Below are 22,561 nucleotides of genomic sequence, written 5' to 3'. Positions count from 1 at the left end.
CACCATTTCTATTTACAGCCTGCCCCGACCGTTGTCCAAGCTAACCATCGCAACCGTTGACCAACCCCACTTTTCGCGGCAATGACAACGCAAGGCCCCGTGGCTCAACTGGATAGAGCAGCCCCCTCCTAAGGGGCAGGTTGCAGGTTCGAACCCTGCCGGGGTCACCAAAACCGCCAGTTGTGCCAACGAAAGCAGATGTCTGCGCAAAAGCAAGCAATAGTCTGCGCAAGACGATGGGGATCGTCTCGTTTTATCATTCTATTTCAATGCATTGAACGCGGAGTCCGGCATTAATGGACCTGTCTGAATCGACGTCTTTCGCGCGCATTTGACAGCTCCGATGATTTTCGTTCACTGGACGGCACCAGGGTTCCGGAACCTTTCACCCCTCGCGTCTCAGGCCAGACCGGCACGAGAGCAACGACGCGGCACGCGCGCCGCGCCTTGAAAGGACTCCGCCATGACCCTCTCCACGACCACGATTCCCTTCAGTGATATCAAATTCATCGATGACGTCCCCCGCCTTTCCAAGATCGAGGAACGGCTGACCGATGCCCTCCGGAAGATCCGCACGTCGAAAAAGCAGCGACCGGACCCCGACGACATGTCCCTAGAGCACGTGGTGAACTGGTATGACCTGATCCAGGACGCCGACACTGCCATGATCAAGCGCCGAGCCATGCGCTTCGTAGAGCGGTTGCATAGCGGCACCGGAACCCATCACTTGCCCGAGCGCGACAGGGCGACACTAACGGCTCTGCGTGGTGGCGTGGCACTCGCGCGGATCAAGACGGAGCATGAAGCGGACGAGATCGCCGCGGCCCTGCATACCGAAATGCCTTGGATGTCTCCGGCTACCGAGGTCGTCTGGCAGGGTCTTCGGGCATCAGCGCGCGATGGGTTGCCGGGCCTGCGGTTCCACCCGCTCATTCTCGTCGGCGCGCCGGGGATCGGAAAAAGTCACTGGGCGCGGCGCCTCGCGCATCACCTCGGGGTGCCGACGACGATGATCGAGGCGACGGGCGAGCCCGCGTCGTTCGCCTTGGTGGGATCGCAACGTGGGTGGGGTGCCGCATCACCGGGCAAGTTGATCCAGACCATTCTGCGCGAGCGACATGCGGGTCCGGTCGTCATCATCGACGAAGTCGAGAAATGCGGTGTTGTCCAGTCGACGCAAGGCTCGCGCTATACGTTGACCGACGCCCTGTTGCCGCTGCTTGAAAGGATGAGCGCCCGGACATGGGAATGCCCCTACTACCAGGTGAAGTTCGATGCCTCTTGGGTCAACTGGGTCACGACCGCGAACAGCCGCAAGGGCCTGTCCGATGCGCTGGTCAGTCGCTCCATTGTGCTAGACATGCCGGATCTGACCGGAACGCAGATGTGCGGCTACATCGTGGCGCAGGGTGAGCAACGCGGTCTGCCGAGACCGGCGATCGATGCGATGACGGACGCAATCGAGATGACCATGAGGGCCGGCCTGATGCCGAGTCTGCGCACCGCGAACAGGATGCTTGACCGTGCCGCACTGCTGGCAACACGCCCGGTGTTGCAATGACATTGTCAGATCGAAAGGGCACGCAAGGATCGGGTGTGCCACCGCCTGTTCGGCTTGTACTGCATGGCCCACACGGGGTGTTGCGGAAAATCGCGAGAGAACTCCGCGTCCGCATCTCGCCGGGGCACGACATCCATGGACCGTTCGTTGTCCTGGAAGCCGTGACGGCCGATGAAATGGCGGTAATTACCGAGATCCTGAAGGCATGAGATCGTTAGGTCGTCGCGGTCCTTGGCCTAAATTGAATGCGCTTCCGGGTGCGGGATGCGCTGCGAAAGGGGCCTCGGACCAAGGCGTCGGGTGAGTTCGCACTGGAGAAATACCGGGCCGAAATCCGCACCTTCCGGGGCAAAACGTGCGATGCCGGCATCGCGCAGCCTTCGGGCGACGACGCGGCCGTCCACCCCAGCCTGCTGCGCCAGCAGTTTGACCGTCGTGAACCGGTCGTGGAAAGGCCGCTTGGCCGTCGTTCGTCACGTAGAGCCCCATGCGGCGCGTGGCAGGATTGAACACCCCGATTGTGGTGACGTGACCAGCAGCGTGAAGCGCCGTCATGTTGCCATTGTTATGCAGCCCGACTTGGCGCGCGAACTCCGCCAAAGTGACATGCACGACCTCACCCTCTCGCAGTTCGTCCATGTCCCGTTGCCGGACATGCACCGCGCCGTAGCCATGCGCATCTGCCAGGATGCCGGTCAGGATCAGCCCGCTGCAGGCGGCATCAACGGCGGTCTTGATATCGACCCGAGCAAGTCCTGCCGCGACGCCGATCGGAACCCAGTCGGAGTCCGCGGGGTGTATCGTGACGGCACCAGACAGCAGCTTTCTAAGAAGCGCGTCGGCATCGTCGGTATCCCATTGCAGCTTCGACACCGCGAGCGGAAGGACGGGACAGACGACATCCGCACGGACAAGGGCATGGAACTGTCCGAGCGACGCGCCCAGCCTTCGGCGCATGTCACGCGCGATCACGAGCCGCCGGGCCTGTGCAAGAACTGACTGCGCGGCCGCTGCATCAAACGTCAGGCGGGCATCGGGACGCCGATCCGCGGGATCGACGATACCGGCATGTTCGAGAAACTGCCGCGCGACCTTCGGCGAACGGCCGATCTCCTTCGCAGCCGTCAGAACGGAATGAAGGCGCGGCGCGGCGAGAGATTGCCCAAGCACCGTCTCCCCCGCGGGGATGGCCCAGGTCTCGAGGATCACGTTGCGCAGCAGATTGCGATAGGGATCACATCGCGCATCCCCCGCCATGTCGTTGCTCAGCCATTGATAAAGCCGACCGAACGCCTTCTGCGCGCTGTATTGCGTCCAGTCCACCTTGTCGGCGAGATCCGTGAGGGCTGCCGTGATCGCGGCCGGTCCCCGGCTGGCGCAATCGAACCCCACGCCGCGCGCCGTCAGGCCATCATCAGCAGCCCCCGGCATGACCCGGATCAATTCCGCGCCGAGAAGCTGGCAGAACCGTGCCGCCGTGTCGGTCGGATGGCTAGCAAGCCACGTCAGGTCGGCTCCTGACGACAGTCGGTCATCCAGCCATCGGTCATAACCGGTGATCGCCTGAGTGGGCCGGTCCAATCGGCCTTGAACGATGTCGTCCGCGATCTCGCGCAGCCGCGTCGGGAAATCGTACCGGGCAAGTGGTGCTGTCACCGTCCACAACGCGACGAGAGGCTGGCGGTGCCGCAAGCAGATTTCGGAATACCGCAACTGCCATTCACCGCGCATGACCATCTGACCCTGCGGCGGGGTGCGATCGCACTGAAGATCGTCGCGCAGACAGGCGGGGCAGCCGCGCATTACAGGACTGATCACTGCGCGCGACCCGAAGAGTTCACCCCGAAACCTGACCTGCAAACCCGGAACCGGCTGGGGCGTCCAAGACCACAAATCCTCCAACGCTGTCGGATCAAGCCCGAAAATGTCCACCACAGTCTCGAGCTGGCTCCCATCCATGCTGATGAGCTTCTTGATGGACAGGCCCAGCTCGTTGCACAGCCCAGCCAGCGGCAGACCGCGCATACCTGCCGCGCGCGAGACATATGAGACCACCCCTTCATGCGGTCGAGGGCCGGGTCGTATTGTCGGAAATCCAAACAGTGCTTCGCTCCTTCGGCCCCATGGGTCACGGTCGAAGATTCCCCGACCAATTGAGCGGAGACTATGCGCTCGCAAAGTCCACTGCTACGCCCCGGCGGAGCCAACATCGCAATTAGTCTACGAAATGTTCAGAGCCGGACCAAACGGGGCACCAAAGGGTCTGGGCCGCAGGCATCTTCACGGGGGGCCGAGTGTGGTTTTTCGTCTTGGGCATCCCAATGGGTTTCGGACGTTGCGACGTCCGGTGCCGGATCACAACCCAGCGGACCCTAGCCACAGTTGGACCGGTGGTCAGCGGGAGGTCACGCAAGCCATATTTCGCGTCGACATGATCTACACCGCCTCAGTCGGCATCCTTTTCGCCCCTACATATCTCTCAGGAGAGTTTCAGCCTGCTCGAGAACGATCTGCGCAGCTTCTGTAGATAAATCAGGCGGATATCCATATTTTTTGAGTATGCGCTTTACAAGAATGCGCATCCGGGCCCGAGCGCTTTCTTTCTTGTGCCAGTCAACGGTCGCATTCTTACGAACCTGATCGAGCAGCTCATGCGCGATCAGCCGCAACTGCTCGTTGCCCATGGCTTCAACGGCGCTCTCGTTCTGTGCCAGGGCGTCGTAAAAGGCCAGTTCTTCGTCGGACAAGCCTTCGGCCTCACCACGGGCCGCAGAAGCTTTCACGTCTTTGGCAAGGTCGATCAGGGTTTGGATCATCTCGACCGTGGAAATGGCGTTGGCGTGATAGCGCGCGACTGCTTCTTCGAGGCGCTGACTAAAGGCGCGGCTTTCGACGATGTTTCGTTTGGCTTTGCTTTTGATCTCTCCGTTCAGAAGCTTCTTGAGCGCCTCCAAGGCAAGGTTCTTACGCTCCGTAGACTTGATTTCGAGAAGGAATTCATCGGACAGGATGGAAATGTCCGGTGTTTTGATCCCCGCAGCATGAAGGATGTCCACGATTTCCGCATCGGCAACCGCCTTGTTGACCAACTGCTCGATGGCAAATTGCTTCGCCCGCGAAGAGAGTTTGCCCCTGACCGTGGTTTTGGTCATCGCCGCTCGTACAGCCTGAAGGAAGCCGACCTCGTCTTTAACATCCTTGGCCAAATCGCTGGACGACGCCAGGGCAAAGGCGCGTGACAGTTCCAGAGCTGCGTTCTGAAATCGCGAAAGCTCCTTCTTCTTGTCAACGTCGGGCGCCTTCTGGCGTGCGGCCTGAGCTTGCTGTCCGACGATCCAATCGACCGCATCACCGAGCGCCTGCAAGCGAACCTGAGCCGCGCCATGAAGGCCTGCGCTGTAGTCATGCCCAGTGAACATGTGGCGGACTACGTCGAGCTTTTCAGCCAGCAGCGCAACTGCTTGTTCCTCGTCGATACCGGTGCGTTCGCGGTCGGCGTCGGAATACTGTGACAAAGCATTCTTCAGGTTCTGGGCAATGCCGATATAGTCGACCACCAAACCGCCAGGCTTGTCCCGAAATACGCGGTTGACCCGAGCGATGGCCTGCATCAACCCATGGCCGCGCATGGGCTTGTCGATATACATTGTGTGCATGCATGGGGCGTCGAAGCCGGTCAGCCACATGTCCCGAACGATCACCAGTTTCAGCGGGTCATCCGGGTCGCGCGCCCTTTTCGCAAGGTCATCGCGCCGTTTCTTGTTTCCGATATGCGTTTGCCATTCGAGCGGGTCCGATGCCGAGCCGGTCATGACGATCTTGACCGCGCCGGATGCATCGTCGTCCGAATGCCAGTCCGGGCGAAGCACGACAATCTCGTTATAGAGCGCGACGCAGATCCGGCGGCTCATGCAGACCGCCATGGCTTTTCCGCCAAGGGCAGAAGTCCGCGCTTCCAAGTGCTTTACAAGATCGGCGGCCACTTGCTTCAACCGCTTTTCTGCACCGACCAGCGCTTCAACGGTGCTCCACTTGGCCTTGGTCTTCTCCTGTTCTGACAGCGTATCGTCTTCGAGGATCGCCGCGATCTCCTCGTCAATCTTCGGCTTCTCGTCTTCGTCAAGCTCGATCCGGGCCAACCGGCTCTCATAGTAAATCGGCACCGTGGCCTTGTCTTCGACGGCCCGGGTGATGTCGTAAATGTCGACATAGGCACCAAAAACCGCTGGGGTGTTTACGTCCGCGGTCTCAATTGGCGTGCCGGTAAAACCGACAAACGAGGCATTGGGAAGGGCCTGGCGCACATAGTGGGCATAGCCGTATTTCCGCTCACCTGTCTTTGTGTTCACCTTCGCATCCAGCCCGTATTGGCTGCGATGCGCCTCATCGGCGATGACGATCACGTTCCGCCGGTCGGTCAAAGTCGGGAACCGCTCCTCACCCTTCTCCGGGGTGAACTTCTGCATGGTTGTGAAAATCACGCCGCCGGATTGCCGGGCCAGCAAATCACGCAGCGCTTCCCGGCTTTCAGCGTGCTCGGGCGTTTGCCGGATCAGGTCCTTGGTCATGGCAAAGGTCTGGAAAAGCTGATCGTCCAGATCGTTCCGGTCGGTCAGGACAATAAGCGTTGGGTTCTCCATCGCAGGGCTCCGCACCAAGAGCCCGGCGAAAAAGGCCATCAGCAGCGACTTGCCAGACCCTTGCGTGTGCCAGATCACACCGATCCTGCGGTCGCCCTCGGGCTGGGTCGCTTCGATGGCGCTGGCCAATGCCTTTCGCGCGCCGAAAAACTGGTGATAGCCAGCGATGATCTTGAACGGACCCTCGCCCACATCGCCGAACACCGTGAAATCGCGCAGCAGCTCCAGAAACCGCCCCTTGTCGAACACGCCCTTAAGCAGCGTCGCCATTTCCTGAGGCCCCTCGGGCGTGAAATCCCCCGTCGCGCCGGTGACAGAGCGCCACGGCATGAACCGCTCTTCATTCGCAGTCAGCGAGCCGATCCGGGCCAGCAACCCGTCCGAACTGATCAGCACCGCGTTTGTGCGGAACAGGGACGGAACCTGCTGCTTATAGGTTTGAAGCTGGGCGAAGGCATCCTCGATGGTTGCGGCCTCGCTGGCCGCGTTCTTCAGCTCGATCACCGCGACAGGCAGACCGTTCAGGAACACGACCACATCCGGGCGGCGATTGTGCTTGCCCTCGATCACGGTGAACTGGTTCGTCACCAGCCAGTCATTGGCCTGCGGGTCGTTGAGATCGACCAGCCAGACCTTGTCGCCCCGGATCGTACCGTCATCCGCCTTGAACTCCACGTCCACGCCATTAACCAGCAGCGCGTGGATGCGCCGGTTTTCCTCGGTCAGGCTTTGCGACGCAGCCCCGGTGATCTGGCGGATCGCGTCCCGGCGGGCATCTTCGGGGATGCGGGGGTTCAGCAGCGCCACGGCCGCCTCCAGCCGCCCAAGCAACAGTACCTCGCCATAAGATGCACGCTCAGGCGCCGTGCCATCGGGCGAGATCACATCGGCCCCCAGATAGGGAATGCCCTGATCCTGCAAGATGGCCAGTGCGGCTTGTTCGACCAAGTCTTCGTTAATCATCGACGGCCTCCTCTTCGGGTTCAGGAAGCGGGAGAGCAGCCGTACGGCGGAGAGCTTCCTTGTAAGTCTGCCGCTCAACGCCGAACAACAGTTGGGATACGCTGACGTCGATGCGTCTGGTATCGAACTCTTCCAGCTCAATACCGACGATCAATCTTCCGTCTTCGATCCGAGCACCCGCGAAGCCGATGTAGGCATCAATCTTTTCATTGAAGACGCCGAACCGCTCGTAAGGCTCAAATGTTCGTACAGGGTCCGTCTGCTGATCCAGATAGGCATCGTGCAGGAAACCGATCACCGTGTCGGCTGCAATTATCGCCATTCGCCGGTGGTGTTCACTTAGACGATTCACAAAGCCCAGCTTGCCATGACTGAGAGGCCCGGCCTTCTTGCGAAAATTACCCAACTCGACCGTCAGGGTGTTGTATTGCGAAATCACCTTGTTCAGAGGGTCTGTGCGATCATCGACAAGGTTAAGCAGGCGGATCGCAGCAGTCAGCCAATTTCCAAGGCTCGGGTTGTCGCTTTTTATGGGGCTGTCGGGGCGTTCCCGGATGGGATTGATCGGATCATCCAATTCCTCGACCAAGGTTTTGCAGGCGCATTCGAGGATGCATTTGGCAGCGTCAATGCAGCCGTCGTTCCCGGCGTTGAATTCGCGCTCCAGTGCCTCATAGGTATGCTGGAGCATCGCGGCATTGGACCAGTGACGGCAAAAGGCTTCGATGTTGGGGTAAAGGTCACTCATCAGTACAAGCGCCTCGCAGCAATCAGTTGGCTTTCAATCATCACTTCTTTACCGCTTTAACCTTACGTTGCGCCCATACGTCCTCAATCGACACATCCAGAAGCGCATCCTTCATGGCCTTGACTGCCTTCGGGGAATATCGGGCGTGCGTTACTCCACTAATCTCAAACTCCTTGAAGTAATCAGGGTTATCCCGAAGCTTCAGGTAGTCGACCAATGCCCGCGACTTCGGTACAGTTAAGCCAACTTTTCCTGCGAGGTCCTTTGCCCCCAAGCTGTAGAAATCCAGTTCGTTGACGCGTTTCAGAGCGACCGCGGCACCGGACCCTTCGCCCTCTTTGAGCAAGGTAACGGGCAATCCTTCCCGCTTGGTCAAGCGCAGGCTAAGCGTTGGACCTTCGCCCTCTGCGGAAATGTTGATCGCAGCGACGCCAGGGAATACGCCAGTCCAGGCTTCGCCTTCGCTGAGGCGCTTACAGACTTTTTCCAGTTCACCGTCACTGGGTTGTTCGTAGTCGCCATTTACGGCGCTCTCCAGCACGGCGAGGCTGCGGGCTTTTGCCACTGCATCCATCTTTCGCCTTGTACCAGGGGCAAGAAGCGACTTGATCTCTTCCACTTCTTGATCAAACAGCGTGGTTAAGTCGCGCGGCGCAGTTGTTGATATGGGCAGGACACGTTCTGGCAGCTCAAGGATGAGTTTTTCTTCGAAAACTGCATCGTGGATGTCACGGAAAAGCGTAACCCCAGCTTGCGCATAGAAGTAAAGCTGGTGCTCCGACATGTCGACTAGGTAGTGCTGTGCCGCATCTCTTTGCCCGTTGATCGTCTGAAGCGTAAGGGCTTGTTCTTCAGTAAGGAACTTCAGGCTGGCATCGGTCAGTCCTTTGCGAACGCACGCATCGAAACCGATTGTTTGCTTCTCGCGCGGCTTGCGGATTTTTCCGTTCTTATGCCTGATTGCGGCCTTTAACAGCATCTCGAACGAGTGATCCATCAAGATCAACACGGCCTCGGTACGACCCCGATCCCAAGGCCTGTTGAAGTGGTCGATGGACAGCACGAGTGCGTTGATCGCCTTCTCACGAAGCTGTTTAACCTCTTTCTTCATGCGTAAACACCGGCATGGCTTGGCCAGGTGCGCTTGAGATGACCAACCCTCATCGATTGGTTGTGCTTGTAACCAAGGATCATTTTGTCTCCCCCTTGGCTCTGGTGATTATCAGGGCTTTCAACTCCTCACTGTCAAATGCACAGGTTTCCAGTCCAGTCGCGCCAATAAATTCGGCGGCTTCGATATTGTAGGCGCCTCGGAAGTCTGCCCAATGGAATTGGCATTTTTTGAACGATACATTGGCGAGGTCAGCGTCGTTAAAGCTGCTATGATGGGTTCTGGCCATGATCGGGCGGCCATCGTCTTCTTCAGCGATGACCTCATCAAGACTATCCGGCGGAGGGGTGGTCCAATGAAGTTCGGCGGCGTCAAAGCAGCTGCCCCTCAAATCAGCTTCCCAGAAATCGCAGTCCTCGTACCGACCGGACTTCGCAGAACCAAACCCCCATGCATCGAAGCCAAACACAACGTCTCGAAGATCCAATCGTGAAAAGTCGACATTCCTGAAGGATGAGTCACGCAGGGTTTCGTCTGCCCAACCACCGCCGGAAAGTTTCGACCCGCGCAGGCTGGTTACGCCATATCCCTTGAGCTTGGCATCGGACAAGGCCGCCCCCGTCAGATCGACCGCTGTTTGGCCCAGGCCGTTCAACCGCCGGAGCGCACCAACGACACGATGCATCGCTTCCTCGTCGTTCCATCGTTTAAGGTCTTCGATGATCTCATGCTGACGGGCGGTATCTTGCCGCCTTTGCTGACGATATTGAAAGACACCCAACAGAATGACGATGAAGGAAATGTCGAACAGAAGGCCCCAGAACTCGACCATCACATCACCAAGTTCTACACCCTTTCCATAACGCTGCCATGCCATCGCAACCATCAAGCCGAGCGCGAGAAGCAGAACGCTCTGCCCGATCAGCGTCTCGGAAAAGAGAACGCCCCGCCATCGCTTGATCCGGGCAATCTGGCGGTTTGGAAACCCAAGGCTGCCGGATACCTGCATCCGTTCAATCCGCGTGATTTCAAACAGCGGCGTCTTGCGAAACGGGCTGAGCGTCCAGTTCGCAAATGTCTTAAAGTAGTATCGCGCGGCACGGCGCGTGCGCAGGAAAGTCCAGGTCATGCAAGGCCCCCCGCATACCCAAAGCAGACTATACCGCACATGAGTTTCGCTCGTGCATCACTCATCGCGGTCTTCCGTTTCGTCGATGATGGCCACACCTCTCAGGTTCAATCGGGCCATTTCCTCTCCCAGGGCATCTTCCGCTTCCCCGCCCTCCCTCAGCAGGCCAACCCAACTGGGGGCGTTGTCGGTCGGTTCGAACGAAAAACCCAAGTCGGCAGTCGTCGCGAGATCTTCTCCGCCTTCTTCCATGCTGTAGCTGTAGAGCTGCCGTAGTCCGTACCCGATAAGTGATGGCAGGGAGGTGTCCGCGGGGCGATCGTCCCAGCAACACGGACATACAAGGCAATGCCAGGGGATCATCGGGAAGTCGCCGGGTCGGTTGTCCTTGCCCCAATTTGCCGACTTGATCGCAAGCGCACTGGCAGCGCTGATCCCCCACTCCGGCGAGGAAAAGGGAAAACCGCACCATCTGCGCCAGCGCATCCTGTTGTGGGCTGACCAGAACCGGTTCGACCCCAGGCTGTCGTCATTGTAAAAGACATAGAGGGGCACCGCGCCATCTCGCCAGCCCAGCATCGCTTCGCACTGGTTGGCCCAGGTCTGGCCGCTCTTGGACAGCCCCTTGTACGGGTGGTAGAGTTGGTCGTAGCGACCGGATTTCCGATAGAGCCGTTTTGCCTGCACCCTGACCGGCAGTCCCGGCTTGTGCCCGTTGCCGAACCAGAACCCCCAGTCCGCCCCGTTGTCGCGCTCCACATCCTTGGTGAAGGTCTTTATCGTCAGGCCCCGCCCATGGTGTTTGCGCGCAAGTCGAAGGAGCAGATGTTCCGTCGTGGTTTCTTCGCCCCGGGCGATGTTGAACCGGGCCGCATCCGACATGTCGGACCAGACACGAGAAGCTTCTTCCCGAAAGGACCGGCAAAAGTTGGGACGTATCCTCAAACCACACCCTCCGCGCCGGTCAGGCGGAGGTCGCCGGACATGAGTTTGGGGAGGAGGAGGTCTCGGGTGGCGGCGAGGGTTTGGTTTTCTTCGAGGTTTGCAAAGATCAAATCAAAGACCGGCTGAACCAGTGAGTCGAAATTACCGACAATCGTCTTGTTTGCCAAAAGACACTTTGTGTCCTCGACGGCTTTCTTGCTAATGTTCTGTTGAGCCGAACCTACCGCTCGATTTTCCATATCTTCGACCGAGGCTTTTAGAGTGAGGAAAAGAAAATAGCGATTTTGCTCGTTCGGGAGTACCGCGCAAATCGCTTGGTTAGTAGTAAGCGCAGCCTTGTTCATCGACACTTGGCCTGCGGTTGCCCCGTACAGTGCCACCAAGATACAGCGACTTGGGATTAGCTTTGCGGAACTACCCTTGAGACCGGCATCGGTGATCTTATTGGTCGCATCCAAGATGAAGTCCTGACGTACTTCGCCAGATGTAAGCCAAGGAATTGTTCCATTTTTCCAGAAGATTTCTTCTGAACGGCGTGGAGTTCCGCCATTCTGGAGTTTTTGGGCTATATCGGCGATCGTTCCAACTGCCCACCCCTCCGGCAGGCCGTTGTCGCCGAAGTTGTCGGGGAAGAGGGCGGCGAGGGGGGGAGCTTGGGTCGGGTCGGGGAGGAGGCCTCCGAGAATGGCGGCGGGGTCGGTTTCGCCTGCGGCCTTGCGGCGGGTGGGGCCGAAATCGACGAACCAATCCCGAAACACCGCCCGCGCCATCGCCTCCAACGTCTCATTCATCCGCCGGTTCAACTCGATCTTGTCGTCGAACATAGCGACTATTTTTGAGATTTGGTCGCGCACAGGTTTCTCAGGCCATGGCAACTCAAGAGCCTTAATGTCACGCAGATTCAGAGTAGCCTGTACTGTTGTATTGCAAACGTTGCGTATTGTGTGCTGGACACTTGGAGTTGCCATTGCCGCGCGGAAAAACCCATTATCTTCCGGGTCTTCCAATCGCACTACAGCAACAGCTCTCGCCGCATTCCAGCCCTTCATTTCTGGGGGCACGATTGCAACTACGCCAGGGTTTCCCACAAGTGTTATTAGGATCTCACCACCGACCAACTCGGTTCGGGAGTATTCCTTGTGGATGCTTTCGGAAATCCGAAACTGAATGTTCGGATCGATCACTCCATTTTTTATATCACCCGCGCGAATAAGCGGAACGCCATTTGGCGTGTCATTTCCGGGGTACATAACTCCAACAGATATCCCGCGTTCCTGCGCCAATAAATCCGCGACTCTACGCAACTCAACTTCTTCCCAATCCGCAGGCACCCTCTGCCGCTCCACAATCGCCCGGAACTCCGGCGACACGGCGTTCAGGTCGATCACGTCTACCTTCCATGGCAGGTCCGAGGCCTCGAAGGCCTCCTCGAGATCGATCAGCACATCGGACGGCAAGGGTGCTGCCCCTTCCAGCGCGATGTCCAGATCGGAAAAGGGTTTGGCCGTCCAAGTCACGCGGCTGCCAAAGGCCCAGGCCAGCGTTCCCTTGGGCAGGTGATCCTTCAATATCCCCTGCACGATGGCCAGTTGTTCGGGGCTGATGTCGATCTTGGCGGTCATTCGGCGTGCCGCTCTTGCAGACGCGCCAGCAGGAACGCGGCCTCATCCCGAAAGGCGGGGATGCGCACGAAGACCTCGTTCGCCTTTTTCTCGTTATAGGCGTGGCTGGTCGCGTTGCGCGCATCGCGGAAGCGCCGCCATTCGTCCCAGCCATTTGCCAGCAAACCGCGTTCCGCGCCTGACCGTATCATGTCGGGAAAGCTCATCTGGTCGATCTCGGACGGGTTGGGCGACATCGCTTCCAACTGCCGTTTCAGTAGCTTGTGGGCCAGTTCGTAGGTGTATTCGAACCGCTGGATGCAGGCATCCTTGACGAACTGGCTTTGGGTGCGGTCGAACTCCGCCAGCGCCTCAATCAGCGAGGCGAGGGCTTTCTCGAACGATGACAGCTCCAGCTTCATTGCGGCCCCCCCGGGATGCGCGACAGCGTGCGGCGGATCAGATCGGCCATGCGGGCGCTTTCCGTCAGTTGTGCGTCAAGCTGGGTGGCGAGGGCGGCGAACTTCTCCTCAAACGGGACGCCGTCGTCGATCTCATCCGCAGCGCCGACATAGCGGCCCGGCGTCAAGACGTAGTCATGCTTGCGGATCGTGTCGAGTTTGGCACTGGCGCAGAACCCCGGTTCGTCCTTGTAGGGCTGATCGGGCGCCTTGGCCCGCCAGCGGTGGTAGGTGGCGGCGATCTTGTCGATCTCGGTGTCGTCAAAGTCGCGGCGCACGCGGTCGACCATATGGCCCATCTGGCGCGCGTCGATGAACAACACCTCGCCCTTTCGGTCGCGGTGGCCATTGGCGGATTTGTCGTTGGCCAAAATCCACAGGCAGGCCGGAATCTGCGTGGAATAGAACAGCTGCCCCGGCAGGGCGACCATGCAATCAACCTTGTCCGCTTCGATCATGGCCCGGCGGATGTCGCCCTCGCCCGATTGCTGCGAGGACATGGAGCCATTTGCCAACACCACGCCCGCCGTCCCGCGCGGGGCCAGATGGTGCAGGATATGTTGCAGCCAGGCGTAGTTGGCGTTGCCCCTAGGCGGTGTGCCGAATCTCCAGCGCCCATCGTCAGTCAACCGTTCGCCGCCCCAGTCCGAGATGTTGAAGGGCGGGTTGGCGAGGATGTAGTCGGCGCGCAGGTCGGGCAGTTCATCGCGGATGAAGGAGCCTTCGTTGTTCCACTTGATCTCAGCGTCGATGCCCTGAACGGCGAGGTTCATCATCGCCAGCCGCCATGTGGTATGGTTGATCTCCTGCCCGTAGACCGAGATGTCATTGCGGCGGCCGCCGTGGTCTTCGATGAAGTTTTCGGACTGGATGAACATGCCGCCCGAGCCGCAGCAGGGGTCATAGACCCGGCCCTTTTTCGGTTCCAGCATGGCGACCAGGGTTTTGACGACTGAACGGGGGGTAAAGAATTCGCCGCCGCGTTTGCCATCGGAGGAGGCAAAGCCCGATAGAAAGTATTCATAGACGCGGCCCAGAAGGTCACGTGCCTCGGTCGCGTTGCCGCGCATGTCGATCTTGGAGAAGAGGTCGATCAGGTCGCCCAGCATCTCCTTGTTGAGCGTGGGGCGGGCATAGTTCTTGGGTAATACGCCCTTGAGCTTTTCGTTTGCCGGAACACGCTCGATGGCTTCCATCGCATCGTCGATAATCTTGCCGATGTTCGGGTCGCGCGCCTTGTTGCGCAGGTTCGACCAGCGCGCCTCTAGCGGCACCCAGAAGATGTTTTCGGCAAGGTATTCCTCGGGGTCCTCGGGGTCAGCGTAGTCGTCCTCGGCCAGCTTGGTGTGATAGGCCTCGAACGCCTCGGAGATGTATTTCAGGAACACGAGGCCAAGGACGACGTGCTTGTATTCAGACGGCTCGAGGTTGCCACGTAGGCGGTCGGCGGCTTTGAAGAGATCAGCTTCGAAGCCGAGGTCAGAGGTGCGCACTTCGGCCATCAAAATTCCTTCCGGTAAATATCTCAGGACAAACGGTCCCGACTGCTTGGCGCTGATATTAACGCTGCGCAAGCAGTGACGGGCACAGTTTTCAATCGCGATTGGCGCTGTTGCAATAACTCATTCATTATCCATCTTGTGAGACCCAAATGTCAGCCGCAACTTGCTGTCGGAATTCCTATCAATATCCCAAGAGAATTTGGCCGAACCCACTTTCGATGCCATCCAGCGGCCGTTTTCACCCGGTCAGATCGCGGCGCTCGCGGTGGACTGCGAACAGGCGGCCGAACTCTACCCTACGGCGCGCGTCGCAACCGATCGCGACGAGCCAGCGGAAAAGACCTTTCTGCGCTACTTGTCGGAGGTGTCCGACCTCCCGGCGGAGCTGGTAGTTCACTTGGAGACTTGGGTCGCCAGCGACCTCGAAACCTGATGTCACCATCCCGTCCAGACAACTTGCCGAACTGGCCGCAAACGGTCCAGTCATTCTTGGCCGACCGGCCGCGGACCCTAGCTTGGGCGAACACCATCGCGCGCGTGGCGTGTGCCAAGCCGACCGAGGTACGGGGCACTGTGAGTGTCTGGGCCGCCACCCAATCCAGCACCGGTCAAGAGCAGCGCCCTGCGATGGACCTGCGCCGCAGCGTCTATTCCGCCGCCACACCGCGCCCAGACGCCGACAGACGGTTCACATATGACCTGAATTCGTCCGTCGTGGTGAAACATCGGTAGCCGGCCGAACTCGCGAGCGAGATCAGCTCCGCACTTTCGCCCAACAGGACTGCGACTGGTTCCGATAACTCCGTCTGGAGGCCGTTCGGCCATGCAAGGTCGAGGATCGCGCGCTGTTCGCCGGTCGCAGGATCCACGACGTCGAAGGACATTTCGCCCCGGCCATATCCTTGCTCGGCGACCCAGCCGTTCAGCGCTTCAAGGTCGTTGGCTTCTTCCTGGCTCGTGATCCCACCAAGCAACACCTTGTCCGTCAGACGTGCCGCACGGGATCCGTCCAGGATAGCCGTCTCGCCGTGCAGCAACGACGCAAGGCATCCGTTTGCGGCATCGGCAAGCAGTTCCTTTCGCGCTTCGATGAAGTCCCGATAATTCTCGACTTTCCACAAGGTGGGGTCCTGGGGGATCCATTGCGATTTCAGCGCACCGGGATGGGCCGCTTCGATCTGCGGGAAATACTCCTCTGGCCGACGATCAGAAATCGTGAGGTTGGTGTCCTTGGTCAGGAAGCAGAAATTGGCCAATGCGTTCACTTCCGCGCGGGCGTAATTCGCGTCATAGAGGCGCGCGCGCGGGAAGATGTGATGAACCTCAAGACGGCTCATCTTGCCCAGCAGATTGTTCTTGAGCGGCAGACCAGTGCCCCAGTCCCGCGCCTGGGTCATCCGTGTCAACATGTAGAGAACGGGGTAAAACCGCGCACCGACGCTCCACGAATGGAAATGGCCCGGCTCGACCCTCAGCCCGCCCTGAGCGAGGCGCAGTTCGCCAATCAGCTTGTCGAGATCGCCGCCGCTCTGGTCGAGGATGCCGAGATCTTTGTCGATGAAGCTTTCGACGGATCCGGAGAAGCGCCCCCACATGCCGGTCTGGATGAACCAGAAGAGGAGCTTGTCCCGCGTCTTTTCGTCAAGCTTGCCGCCATGAGCATCGAGGAAGCGCACCATGACGGGGATTGCAAACTTCGAGAACAGGACCCTGTCGTGGTCGAGACCGAGCCGGCCGCCGATCATGTTCAGGCTGCTATCAATATGCCTCACTGCGCGCTTGAGCGCGCTCGCGATGTCTTCGGATCCTTGGGAATGAAGGTAGAGGAACTTGGCCTCGCCGGTCAGGATGGTGTTCACGGACCGCAGCAGCCAGTCGAGCGTGAAGTCGTAACCTTCCGACCGCCACCGGCTGATACTCGATTTCATCGTATCGCGGGCCTCCGGCCAGTCCGCGCAGATCTTCGCCAGCGCGAGGTCGCCCTTGGAAAGCTTGGTCCCGCCGCTGTTCACCCGGTTGAAGATATCGACCACAACGTCGAGCGTCTTGTCAGGCCCCGTGACCTCTTCGATGTGGAAGTTCTTGTCGCGAATGGCGAGCAGCTGGTTCAGGCGGCCGATGTAATCGCTGATCTTCGACAGCGTGGCCGGGTTCTGGCTCAGGCTCGTGATGAACGCTCCGATCCCGGCGTTCCCCTTCTGCAAGACCTCGGTCACGTCGATCCAGAGAGGGTCTTCTCGCATCTTGATGGGCTGAAAGAACTCAAACTCCTCCGTCTCGAGGTTGAAGCGCAGGTCGGTGAATGCCTTGTCATTGCCGTCGAAGAAGCGCGGGGGCTTGCCCCGGATCACACCGTAGAGCGACGTGATCCGTTGCTGCCCGTCTAGCAGCAGCTTCACGACACCCGGTGCCAGTTGGCCATCGCCGCGGTGGGCGGCTGTTGACGCCTCGGTCGCCCAGACCAGAAGACTTCCGACGGGATGTCCACGGTACAGCGACTGGAAAAGCCCTCTGACCTGTTCGCGTCCCCACACATAGCCGCGCTGAAACTCCGGAAGGGCCATGTGGCCCTTGTCGATATATTCGAGGATCGCGGAAATCTGCATATCAATACCCTAGGTCAACTTGGCTTCTTCGAAGAATGGTCCGTATGGATCCGTTTTTACAAGGGGCAACAGGCAAATCTTGGGCTGCACGATCTGGCCCGAATAGCCTTCGATCGAGGTCGGGTCGGCCTGGATTGAAGAAGGAAGCGCCAGGACGCGTTCATCCCTCATGCAGAACGTGTTCATGGAGCTTCAGGAAGCGAGGAATAGCCCCCACGGGGCTGAGCAGCAGCTGGGGTCGAAAGGCATTGCTGCACGATGGCGACTGCAGTATTGATGCAGGCAGACCCCGCGTATGCCTCAGGGTCTTTAAACATAGAGCATCGAAACCGATGCAGGTCCGAGCGGCGCCTGGAAGGGCCACCCGATAAGCGGGAAAAGCTTTCACGACCAGGCAGCGGCTGGTCAGGTCAACAGAATGCAGGGGAGTGTCGGAGGCTCGTCCGATGCTCCCCGCGCCAATGGTGATGTTACGCCCCGGCTCTCGGTTCGTCATAATAACCTCAGCGTCGACTTTCCTCGTTCCACTTACCTCGCAAATCCCGATCAGCTTTTGTGGAGGCACGCTTACGGTTGGCTACTGCTGTCCGGTTCCCTCCACCCATCCAGGACGCGACATCCGCTTCTTGTGGTGGACCGAACGCTCACGCCTGCAGCGCAGACGAAATGGCGGACCGCACCAACCACCCAAACTGCGCCGCATCGTCCGGATCAGGTCAGGTCATGCAGGTCCTTGCCAAGCGGCGGGCCGACGTCGAAGTCGGAAAACCGCACCGTCAGCCCGGCGCGTTCCGGCGTGCAGCACATCGGACCCACGAGATAGGTCGCAGCTAGCGGAAACGGGCACAACCGCAGTAGCGGCCAGCGCTGCCCATCTGCAGAGCTTTGCAGCCGGAGGACGCCCTTGGCCACCGTAGCCCGCAGGTAGAGGTCGCCCGCAGGTCCGCCATAGGCCGACGTCGCCCAATCGGACTGTCCCACGGTCAGCACGCTGCCAAGGCAGGCATCGCCGTCCGACATCTCGATCCCGGCCTTGATCCAGGTGTCCGTGTCCACCCGCACCATTATCCCGGCCTGATCGTACAGCGCCGTGTAGTCACCCCGCACCCGCAAGGTGGCGGTGAAATCGCCCTGCACCGCGTGCCCCAGGAAATGCCCGCTGTCGCGCACGAAGCCGTAATACGTTTCGCGCCAGAAATCGCTGCCGGCGTCGGTCGTCACCTCCAGCACGTCATCCTTGACCGCCCAGTGACGGGGTGGGTTCAGCCATGTGCAGGTGTCGAACATCGGATGCGCCTTTCGCAGATGGCGCGGGGTCGCGCCATGCGGCCATCATGCCACGCGCGGCGGCCCAGGCCCAGACGGTGGGCGCCGCGTCAGCCGCCCTTGCGGACCATGCCCTTCATGATGACGCCCATGACGCGCACACGGCCCCAACGTGGCAGCATCGCCAGCGACCATCCCAGACCCTTTGCCAGAACGCCGGGTCTGACCGTCGTGCGCCGCCCCAAGGCAGCCAGCGATGCGCGGGCCACGATGTCGGGGGTCGCGGCCTGCCCCATCTGCATGCCTGCGCGGGAGGCGAAACCGGTGCCCACGGGGCCTGGGGCGACCGACAGGACATCAACGCCGTGTGGACGCAGCTCTGCCGCGATGCCTTCGGCAAAGCCCTGCACAAAACCCTTGGTCGCCGCATAGGTGGCCGACATCGGCGCGCCGCTGAACCCGACCAAAGAGCCGAACAGCACGATCCCGCCCCGGTTCTGCGCCACCATGCGCCGTGCGAACCCGTGCGACAGCGCCACTACAGCCCGGCAGTTCAGGTCCACCATGTTGATCTCTGAGCCTGCATCCTGATCGTGGAACGCGCCGACGGACCCAAAGCCCGCAGCAGCGACGACAAGACCCACGGGCGCAGCTTCGGTCTGAGCCAACAGGTCCGTCACGCTGGCGCGGTCTGAGAGGTCCATTGCCAAGACGCGCACGCTGACATCAAAGCGGCTGCCAATATCCGCTGCCATGTCCTGCAACACTTCCTCGCGCCGCGCGACAAGGATCAGGTCGAACCCCTGTTCGGCCAACTGGACGGCGAAGGCGCGGCCGATCCCGTCGCTGGCTCCGGTCACAAGCGCCGTCGGGCCGTAACGGTCTATCAAAGTGCTTTTGGTCATATCGGGCCTTTCGTGTGGGTGTGACTTCAGGCGTTCGCTGGCTGCGGCATCGGTGATTGCGACCGACCGCCGCGCGCCAGCGTCAGCGCGAACATCTGCGGGGTAAAGAAGAAGGCCAGCGTCACGGACAGCGCAACGCCGCCCGCGATGGACATGGCAAAGGGTGGCCAGAACCCGCCGCCGCCAAGGATCAGCGGCAAAAACCCTCCGACGGTCGTGATGGTGGTCGACGTGATGTGCCGGGCGGATCCCGCCACCACATCGACCATCGCCGCACGGTCGCCCGCGCTGGCGCGCGCGTCCTCTTGCAGGCCCGACAGCACGATCAGGGCTGCATTGATCGACACGCCGATGGACCCGATCACACCGATGATCGCGTTGATGCCGAAGGGATAGGCAAAGACCGCAAGCGCCAGCATCGACAACCCCGCCGACAGCCCGGCGACGGCGAAGGCGATCAGTGTCAGGCGGAAGGAATTGAACGTCATCACCACGACTGCGATCGACAGGGTGATGATAAGACCCAAGGGGGCCACCAGCGCCTGCACCGTGCTGTCGCGGGCATCCGAATCGCCCCCGGTTTCCAGCCGGATGCCTTGTGGCGGGGCGTAGCCTTCGGCCTCCAGCAGGGTCATCGCCTCGCTCAGCGCCACGGCGGGCAGGACACCGGGCATCAGGAACGCCTGCACGGTGTTGACCCGCTCTCCGTTGCGGCGGGTGATCGTGCTTTCGGAGGGCTCCAGCCGCAGGGTGCCAAGCGTGGACAGCGGCACGGCGGGGAATGCGCCCCGTGCAGCGCTGGCGGCGGCCCCCGGCGGCAGGATCGGCATGTCGCCGATGGCCACCTGATCGCCGCGCAGACCGGCCCCAAGGCGGACGCGAACGGGCAGTTCCTCGGTCCCTTCCAGCAGCGACCCGCCGGTGACGCCTTCCAGCCCCGCCTCCATCTGGCCGGCGACCTGGCCCAGATCGAGACCCAGGAGCCGCGCACGCGCCTCGTCGACCTCAAGCGTCAGCTTCGGTGTGCCGCCGGCGATGCCGGTGCGCACGGTCGCCACGGTGGACACCCGCGCCAGCCTGGCACGCAGGTCGTCACCGGCCCGGCGCAGGGCGTCGATGTCCTGCCCCACCAGCCGCAGTTCCAGCGGTGCATTCACGGGCGGTCCTTGCGTCAGACTGTTGATGACCAGCCGCGCCTGCGGAAAGGCGGGCGGCAGGTCGGCCTGCAAGGCGGTCAACAGGCGCGTCGTGGCGGCGGGCGACGCGGTGCGGATCAGCGCCTGCGCAAAGGCCGGGGCCTGATCGCGGTTGCCCACCATGTTGTAATAGAAGGCGGGCGCCGACCGCCCCGTGACCCATGCGACGTCGATGATGCCATCATCGCCCGCCAGCCGCGCGTCGATCTCGCGGACCACGCGCAGGGTCTGCGCGATGCCGGTGCCGGGGGGCATGTCCACCTCGATATGGAACTGGTCGCGGTCCACGCCGGGAAAGAACTGCGGCGTCAGTGTCGGCAGCGCGAGAAAGCCCATCACCGGCCCCACCAGCGCCAGCGCCACGGTGCGAAGCGGGTTCGCCATGGACAGCGCCAGCACCGCGCGGAAGGCCCGCATCAGGATGCCGTCGCGGGTGGGCGCGCCGTCGCCCATGCGCAACCAGCGCCCCGCGATGGCAGGCGTGATCGTGACGGCCACGACAAAGGACCACGCCAGCATCACGATCACCGAAATCGCGATGGAGCCCACGAAATCCCCCGCAGGCCCCGGCAACAGCAGCAGCGGCAGGAACGACAGGATCGTGGTCACGGTGGAGGCCGCCAGCGGCATCGTCAGCCGCCGCACCGCACCCGCGACCGCCGCCAACCGGGTCAGGCCAGCGGTCAGCCGCTTGCCCACCTCGTCGGTCATCACGATGGCCGCATCGACCAGCAGGCCAAGCGCCACGATCAGGCCTGTCACGCTCATCTGATGGATCGGCACGGCCAGCGCGTTCAGCGTGGCGACCGAGGCGAGAGAGACGACCGGCAGGACCATCGCCACGATCAGCGCCGACCGCCAGCCCAGCGTCACGAACAGCACGACGACGACCAGCGCGACGCCCGCCGCCATGTTCACCCCCACCTGGGCCAGACGGTCGAGGGTGTAGCGGCTCTGGTCGAAGACGGTCTCGATTGACAGGCCCCAGGGCAATGCGTCGGACTGGTCGCGACGGCGGCGCGGATGCCGTCCATCCAGCGGTCGACCTGCAATCCCTCGCTCAGCTTGGCCGAGATCAGGATCGCGGGCTGCCCTTGATGAAGCGCGGCCTCGGACAGCGGCGTGCGCGGCCCGCGCGTGATCTGCGCCACATCGCCCAGCAACGTCACGCGGCCCGCCGGATCCTGTCGCAGGACCACCGCCCGCAGGCGGTCCAGCGACGTGATCTCTCCCGTGATGCCCAGCACCAGATCGGTCTGATCGCCCCGCAGTCGACCGGCCTGCACCTTGGCATCCGCGGCGCGGATCTCGGCGGCGACCTGATCGGCGGTCAGGCCAAGAGCCGCTACGCGGTCGGGGTCGAGCGTGATCAGAACCTCTTCCTCGGCCAGACCGTGCAAGGCGACAAGGCTGGTGCCCGTCACACGCCGCAGGGCGTCGGCCAGCGCCTCTGCCTCGCGGGCGGCGCGGGTCGGGCTGAAGCCGTCGGGCATGGTCAGCGCAAATATCGCGGCATACCCGCCCGCACCGTCGCTGTCGAAATCAGGCTCCAGCACGCCCTGCGGGAAAGACCGCTGTGCATCGGCCACCGCATCGCGGACCTGCGCCCACAGCTGTTCGATCGTCTCAGGCGGGACCGTCTCGATCAGCTCGATCGAGATGACAGAGATCGCGGTGCCGGAGGTGGACGACACCTCGGCGATCTCGGGGATGGCGCGCAGTTCAGTCTCGATCTTGGTGGTGACCAGCGCCTCGACCCGCGCGGGATCGGCACCCGGGAAGACGGTCGTGATCGTGGCGAAGATGTTGGTGATGGTCGGGTCTTCCTGTCGCCCGATCGACACCAGCGCGGACAGGCCGGCCGACAGGATCACCAGCAGCGCCAAAAGGACAAGGCGGGGTTGGCGAAAGAACAGCGTGTCCATCG

14 protein-coding genes, 1 tRNA gene and 1 pseudogene are annotated in these 22,561 nt (G+C 61.1%); 3 read left to right on the top strand and 13 right to left on the bottom strand.

Translation table 11 applies throughout. The annotated features are described in order from the left end of the window. Window positions 1-93 precede the first annotated feature (93 nt). Together BMX27_RS02165 and BMX27_RS02160 are read left to right on the top strand one after the other, a co-directional pair. Window positions 94-170, top strand: a tRNA-Arg gene (locus BMX27_RS02165). A gap of 293 nt (window positions 171-463) precedes the next feature. Beyond that, entirely contained in the window at window positions 464-1,561 is a 1,098-nt protein-coding gene (locus BMX27_RS02160; RefSeq protein ID WP_090158259.1) for an AAA family ATPase, read from the top strand. A 186-nt stretch (window positions 1,562-1,747) separates the two neighbouring features. Here BMX27_RS02160 and BMX27_RS02155 read toward each other — a convergent pair whose 3' ends face one another. The 9 genes from BMX27_RS02155 to BMX27_RS02115 form a co-directional block, all read right to left on the bottom strand. Further along, entirely contained in the window at window positions 1,748-3,739 is a 1,992-nt protein-coding gene (locus BMX27_RS02155; protein ID WP_090158258.1) for a TniQ family protein, read from the bottom strand. A gap of 290 nt (window positions 3,740-4,029) precedes the next feature. After that, entirely contained in the window at window positions 4,030-7,164 is a 3,135-nt protein-coding gene (locus BMX27_RS02150) for a type I restriction endonuclease subunit R (RefSeq protein WP_090158257.1), read from the bottom strand. Beyond that, window positions 7,157-7,912: an abortive infection family protein gene (locus BMX27_RS02145; RefSeq protein ID WP_090158256.1), complete on the bottom strand. Its 756-nt coding sequence runs from the start codon at window positions 7,910-7,912 to the stop codon at window positions 7,157-7,159. Before BMX27_RS02145 ends, BMX27_RS02150 begins: the two co-directional genes overlap by 8 nt. Window positions 7,913-7,952: 40 nt before the next feature. Then, window positions 7,953-9,023: a DUF3644 domain-containing protein gene (locus BMX27_RS02140; RefSeq protein WP_090158255.1), complete on the bottom strand. Its 1,071-nt coding sequence runs from the start codon at window positions 9,021-9,023 to the stop codon at window positions 7,953-7,955. A 79-nt stretch (window positions 9,024-9,102) separates the two neighbouring features. Next, window positions 9,103-10,152, bottom strand: coding sequence for a pentapeptide repeat-containing protein (locus tag BMX27_RS02135; RefSeq protein ID WP_090158254.1), 1,050 nt, complete (start codon window positions 10,150-10,152; stop codon window positions 9,103-9,105). A gap of 57 nt (window positions 10,153-10,209) precedes the next feature. Continuing rightward, on the bottom strand, window positions 10,210-11,034 hold the full coding sequence (locus BMX27_RS02130) for a DUF6615 family protein (RefSeq protein ID WP_090158253.1): 825 nt from the start codon (window positions 11,032-11,034) through the stop codon (window positions 10,210-10,212). A 59-nt stretch (window positions 11,035-11,093) separates the two neighbouring features. Next, a complete protein-coding gene (locus tag BMX27_RS02125; RefSeq protein WP_090158252.1) occupies window positions 11,094-12,719 on the bottom strand; it encodes a restriction endonuclease subunit S in 1,626 nt (541 codons plus the stop codon). After that, a complete protein-coding gene (locus BMX27_RS02120) occupies window positions 12,716-13,120 on the bottom strand; it encodes a nucleotidyltransferase substrate binding protein (protein ID WP_090158251.1) in 405 nt (134 codons plus the stop codon). Before BMX27_RS02120 ends, BMX27_RS02125 begins: the two co-directional genes overlap by 4 nt. After that, complete coding sequence (locus tag BMX27_RS02115) at window positions 13,117-14,661, bottom strand: type I restriction-modification system subunit M (RefSeq protein WP_090158250.1); 1,545 nt, start codon at window positions 14,659-14,661, stop codon at window positions 13,117-13,119. The genes BMX27_RS02120 and BMX27_RS02115 overlap by 4 nt, the downstream gene beginning before the upstream one ends. Window positions 14,662-14,860: 199 nt before the next feature. Between BMX27_RS02115 and BMX27_RS02110 the strand changes: the two genes are divergently transcribed. Further along, the gene (locus BMX27_RS02110; RefSeq protein WP_218144641.1) at window positions 14,861-15,094 is read left to right on the top strand and encodes a DUF533 domain-containing protein; all 234 of its coding nucleotides are present in this window, start codon (window positions 14,861-14,863) and stop codon (window positions 15,092-15,094) included. Between the two features lie 214 nt (window positions 15,095-15,308). Here the strand turns inward: BMX27_RS02110 and BMX27_RS02105 are convergent, their stop codons facing one another. From BMX27_RS02105 to BMX27_RS02090, 4 genes and pseudogenes are all read right to left on the bottom strand, one after another. Further along, window positions 15,309-17,267, bottom strand: coding sequence for a GmrSD restriction endonuclease domain-containing protein (locus tag BMX27_RS02105; protein WP_090158248.1), 1,959 nt, complete (start codon window positions 17,265-17,267; stop codon window positions 15,309-15,311). A gap of 711 nt (window positions 17,268-17,978) precedes the next feature. Beyond that, window positions 17,979-18,554, bottom strand: a complete 576-nt coding sequence (locus BMX27_RS02100; RefSeq protein ID WP_090158247.1) for a DUF1349 domain-containing protein — start codon at window positions 18,552-18,554, stop codon at window positions 17,979-17,981. Between the two features lie 89 nt (window positions 18,555-18,643). Then, window positions 18,644-19,438: an SDR family NAD(P)-dependent oxidoreductase gene (locus BMX27_RS02095; RefSeq protein ID WP_090158246.1), complete on the bottom strand. Its 795-nt coding sequence runs from the start codon at window positions 19,436-19,438 to the stop codon at window positions 18,644-18,646. A 26-nt stretch (window positions 19,439-19,464) separates the two neighbouring features. Continuing rightward, window positions 19,465-22,559 (bottom strand): annotated as a pseudogene (locus BMX27_RS02090) (efflux RND transporter permease subunit). Between the last annotated feature and the right edge of the window lie 2 nt (window positions 22,560-22,561).

The sequence above is a fragment of the Loktanella sp. DSM 29012 genome, assembly GCF_900110705.1.
In the GTDB taxonomy this organism is placed as follows: domain Bacteria; phylum Pseudomonadota; class Alphaproteobacteria; order Rhodobacterales; family Rhodobacteraceae; genus Loktanella; species Loktanella gaetbuli.
This window is presented reverse-complemented; position numbering and strand designations above follow the sequence as displayed.

What these genes read in the sequence shown, in the direction of transcription:
- BMX27_RS02160 (WP_090158259.1), top strand. Translation starts at nt 464, where the DNA reads ATGACCCTCTCCACGACCACGATTCCCTTCAGTGATATCAAATTCATC.
- BMX27_RS02150 (WP_090158257.1), bottom strand. Translation starts at nt 7,164, where the DNA reads ATGATTAACGAAGACTTGGTCGAACAAGCCGCACTGGCCATCTTGCAG.
- BMX27_RS02145 (WP_090158256.1), bottom strand. Translation starts at nt 7,912, where the DNA reads ATGAGTGACCTTTACCCCAACATCGAAGCCTTTTGCCGTCACTGGTCC.
- BMX27_RS02140 (WP_090158255.1), bottom strand. Translation starts at nt 9,023, where the DNA reads ATGAAGAAAGAGGTTAAACAGCTTCGTGAGAAGGCGATCAACGCACTC.
- BMX27_RS02135 (WP_090158254.1), bottom strand. Translation starts at nt 10,152, where the DNA reads ATGACCTGGACTTTCCTGCGCACGCGCCGTGCCGCGCGATACTACTTT.
- BMX27_RS02130 (WP_090158253.1), bottom strand. Translation starts at nt 11,034, where the DNA reads ATGTCGGATGCGGCCCGGTTCAACATCGCCCGGGGCGAAGAAACCACG.
- BMX27_RS02125 (WP_090158252.1), bottom strand. Translation starts at nt 12,719, where the DNA reads ATGACCGCCAAGATCGACATCAGCCCCGAACAACTGGCCATCGTGCAG.
- BMX27_RS02120 (WP_090158251.1), bottom strand. Translation starts at nt 13,120, where the DNA reads ATGAAGCTGGAGCTGTCATCGTTCGAGAAAGCCCTCGCCTCGCTGATT.
- BMX27_RS02115 (WP_090158250.1), bottom strand. Translation starts at nt 14,661, where the DNA reads ATGGCCGAAGTGCGCACCTCTGACCTCGGCTTCGAAGCTGATCTCTTC.
- BMX27_RS02105 (WP_090158248.1), bottom strand. Translation starts at nt 17,267, where the DNA reads ATGCAGATTTCCGCGATCCTCGAATATATCGACAAGGGCCACATGGCC.
- BMX27_RS02100 (WP_090158247.1), bottom strand. Translation starts at nt 18,554, where the DNA reads ATGTTCGACACCTGCACATGGCTGAACCCACCCCGTCACTGGGCGGTC.
- BMX27_RS02095 (WP_090158246.1), bottom strand. Translation starts at nt 19,438, where the DNA reads ATGACCAAAAGCACTTTGATAGACCGTTACGGCCCGACGGCGCTTGTG.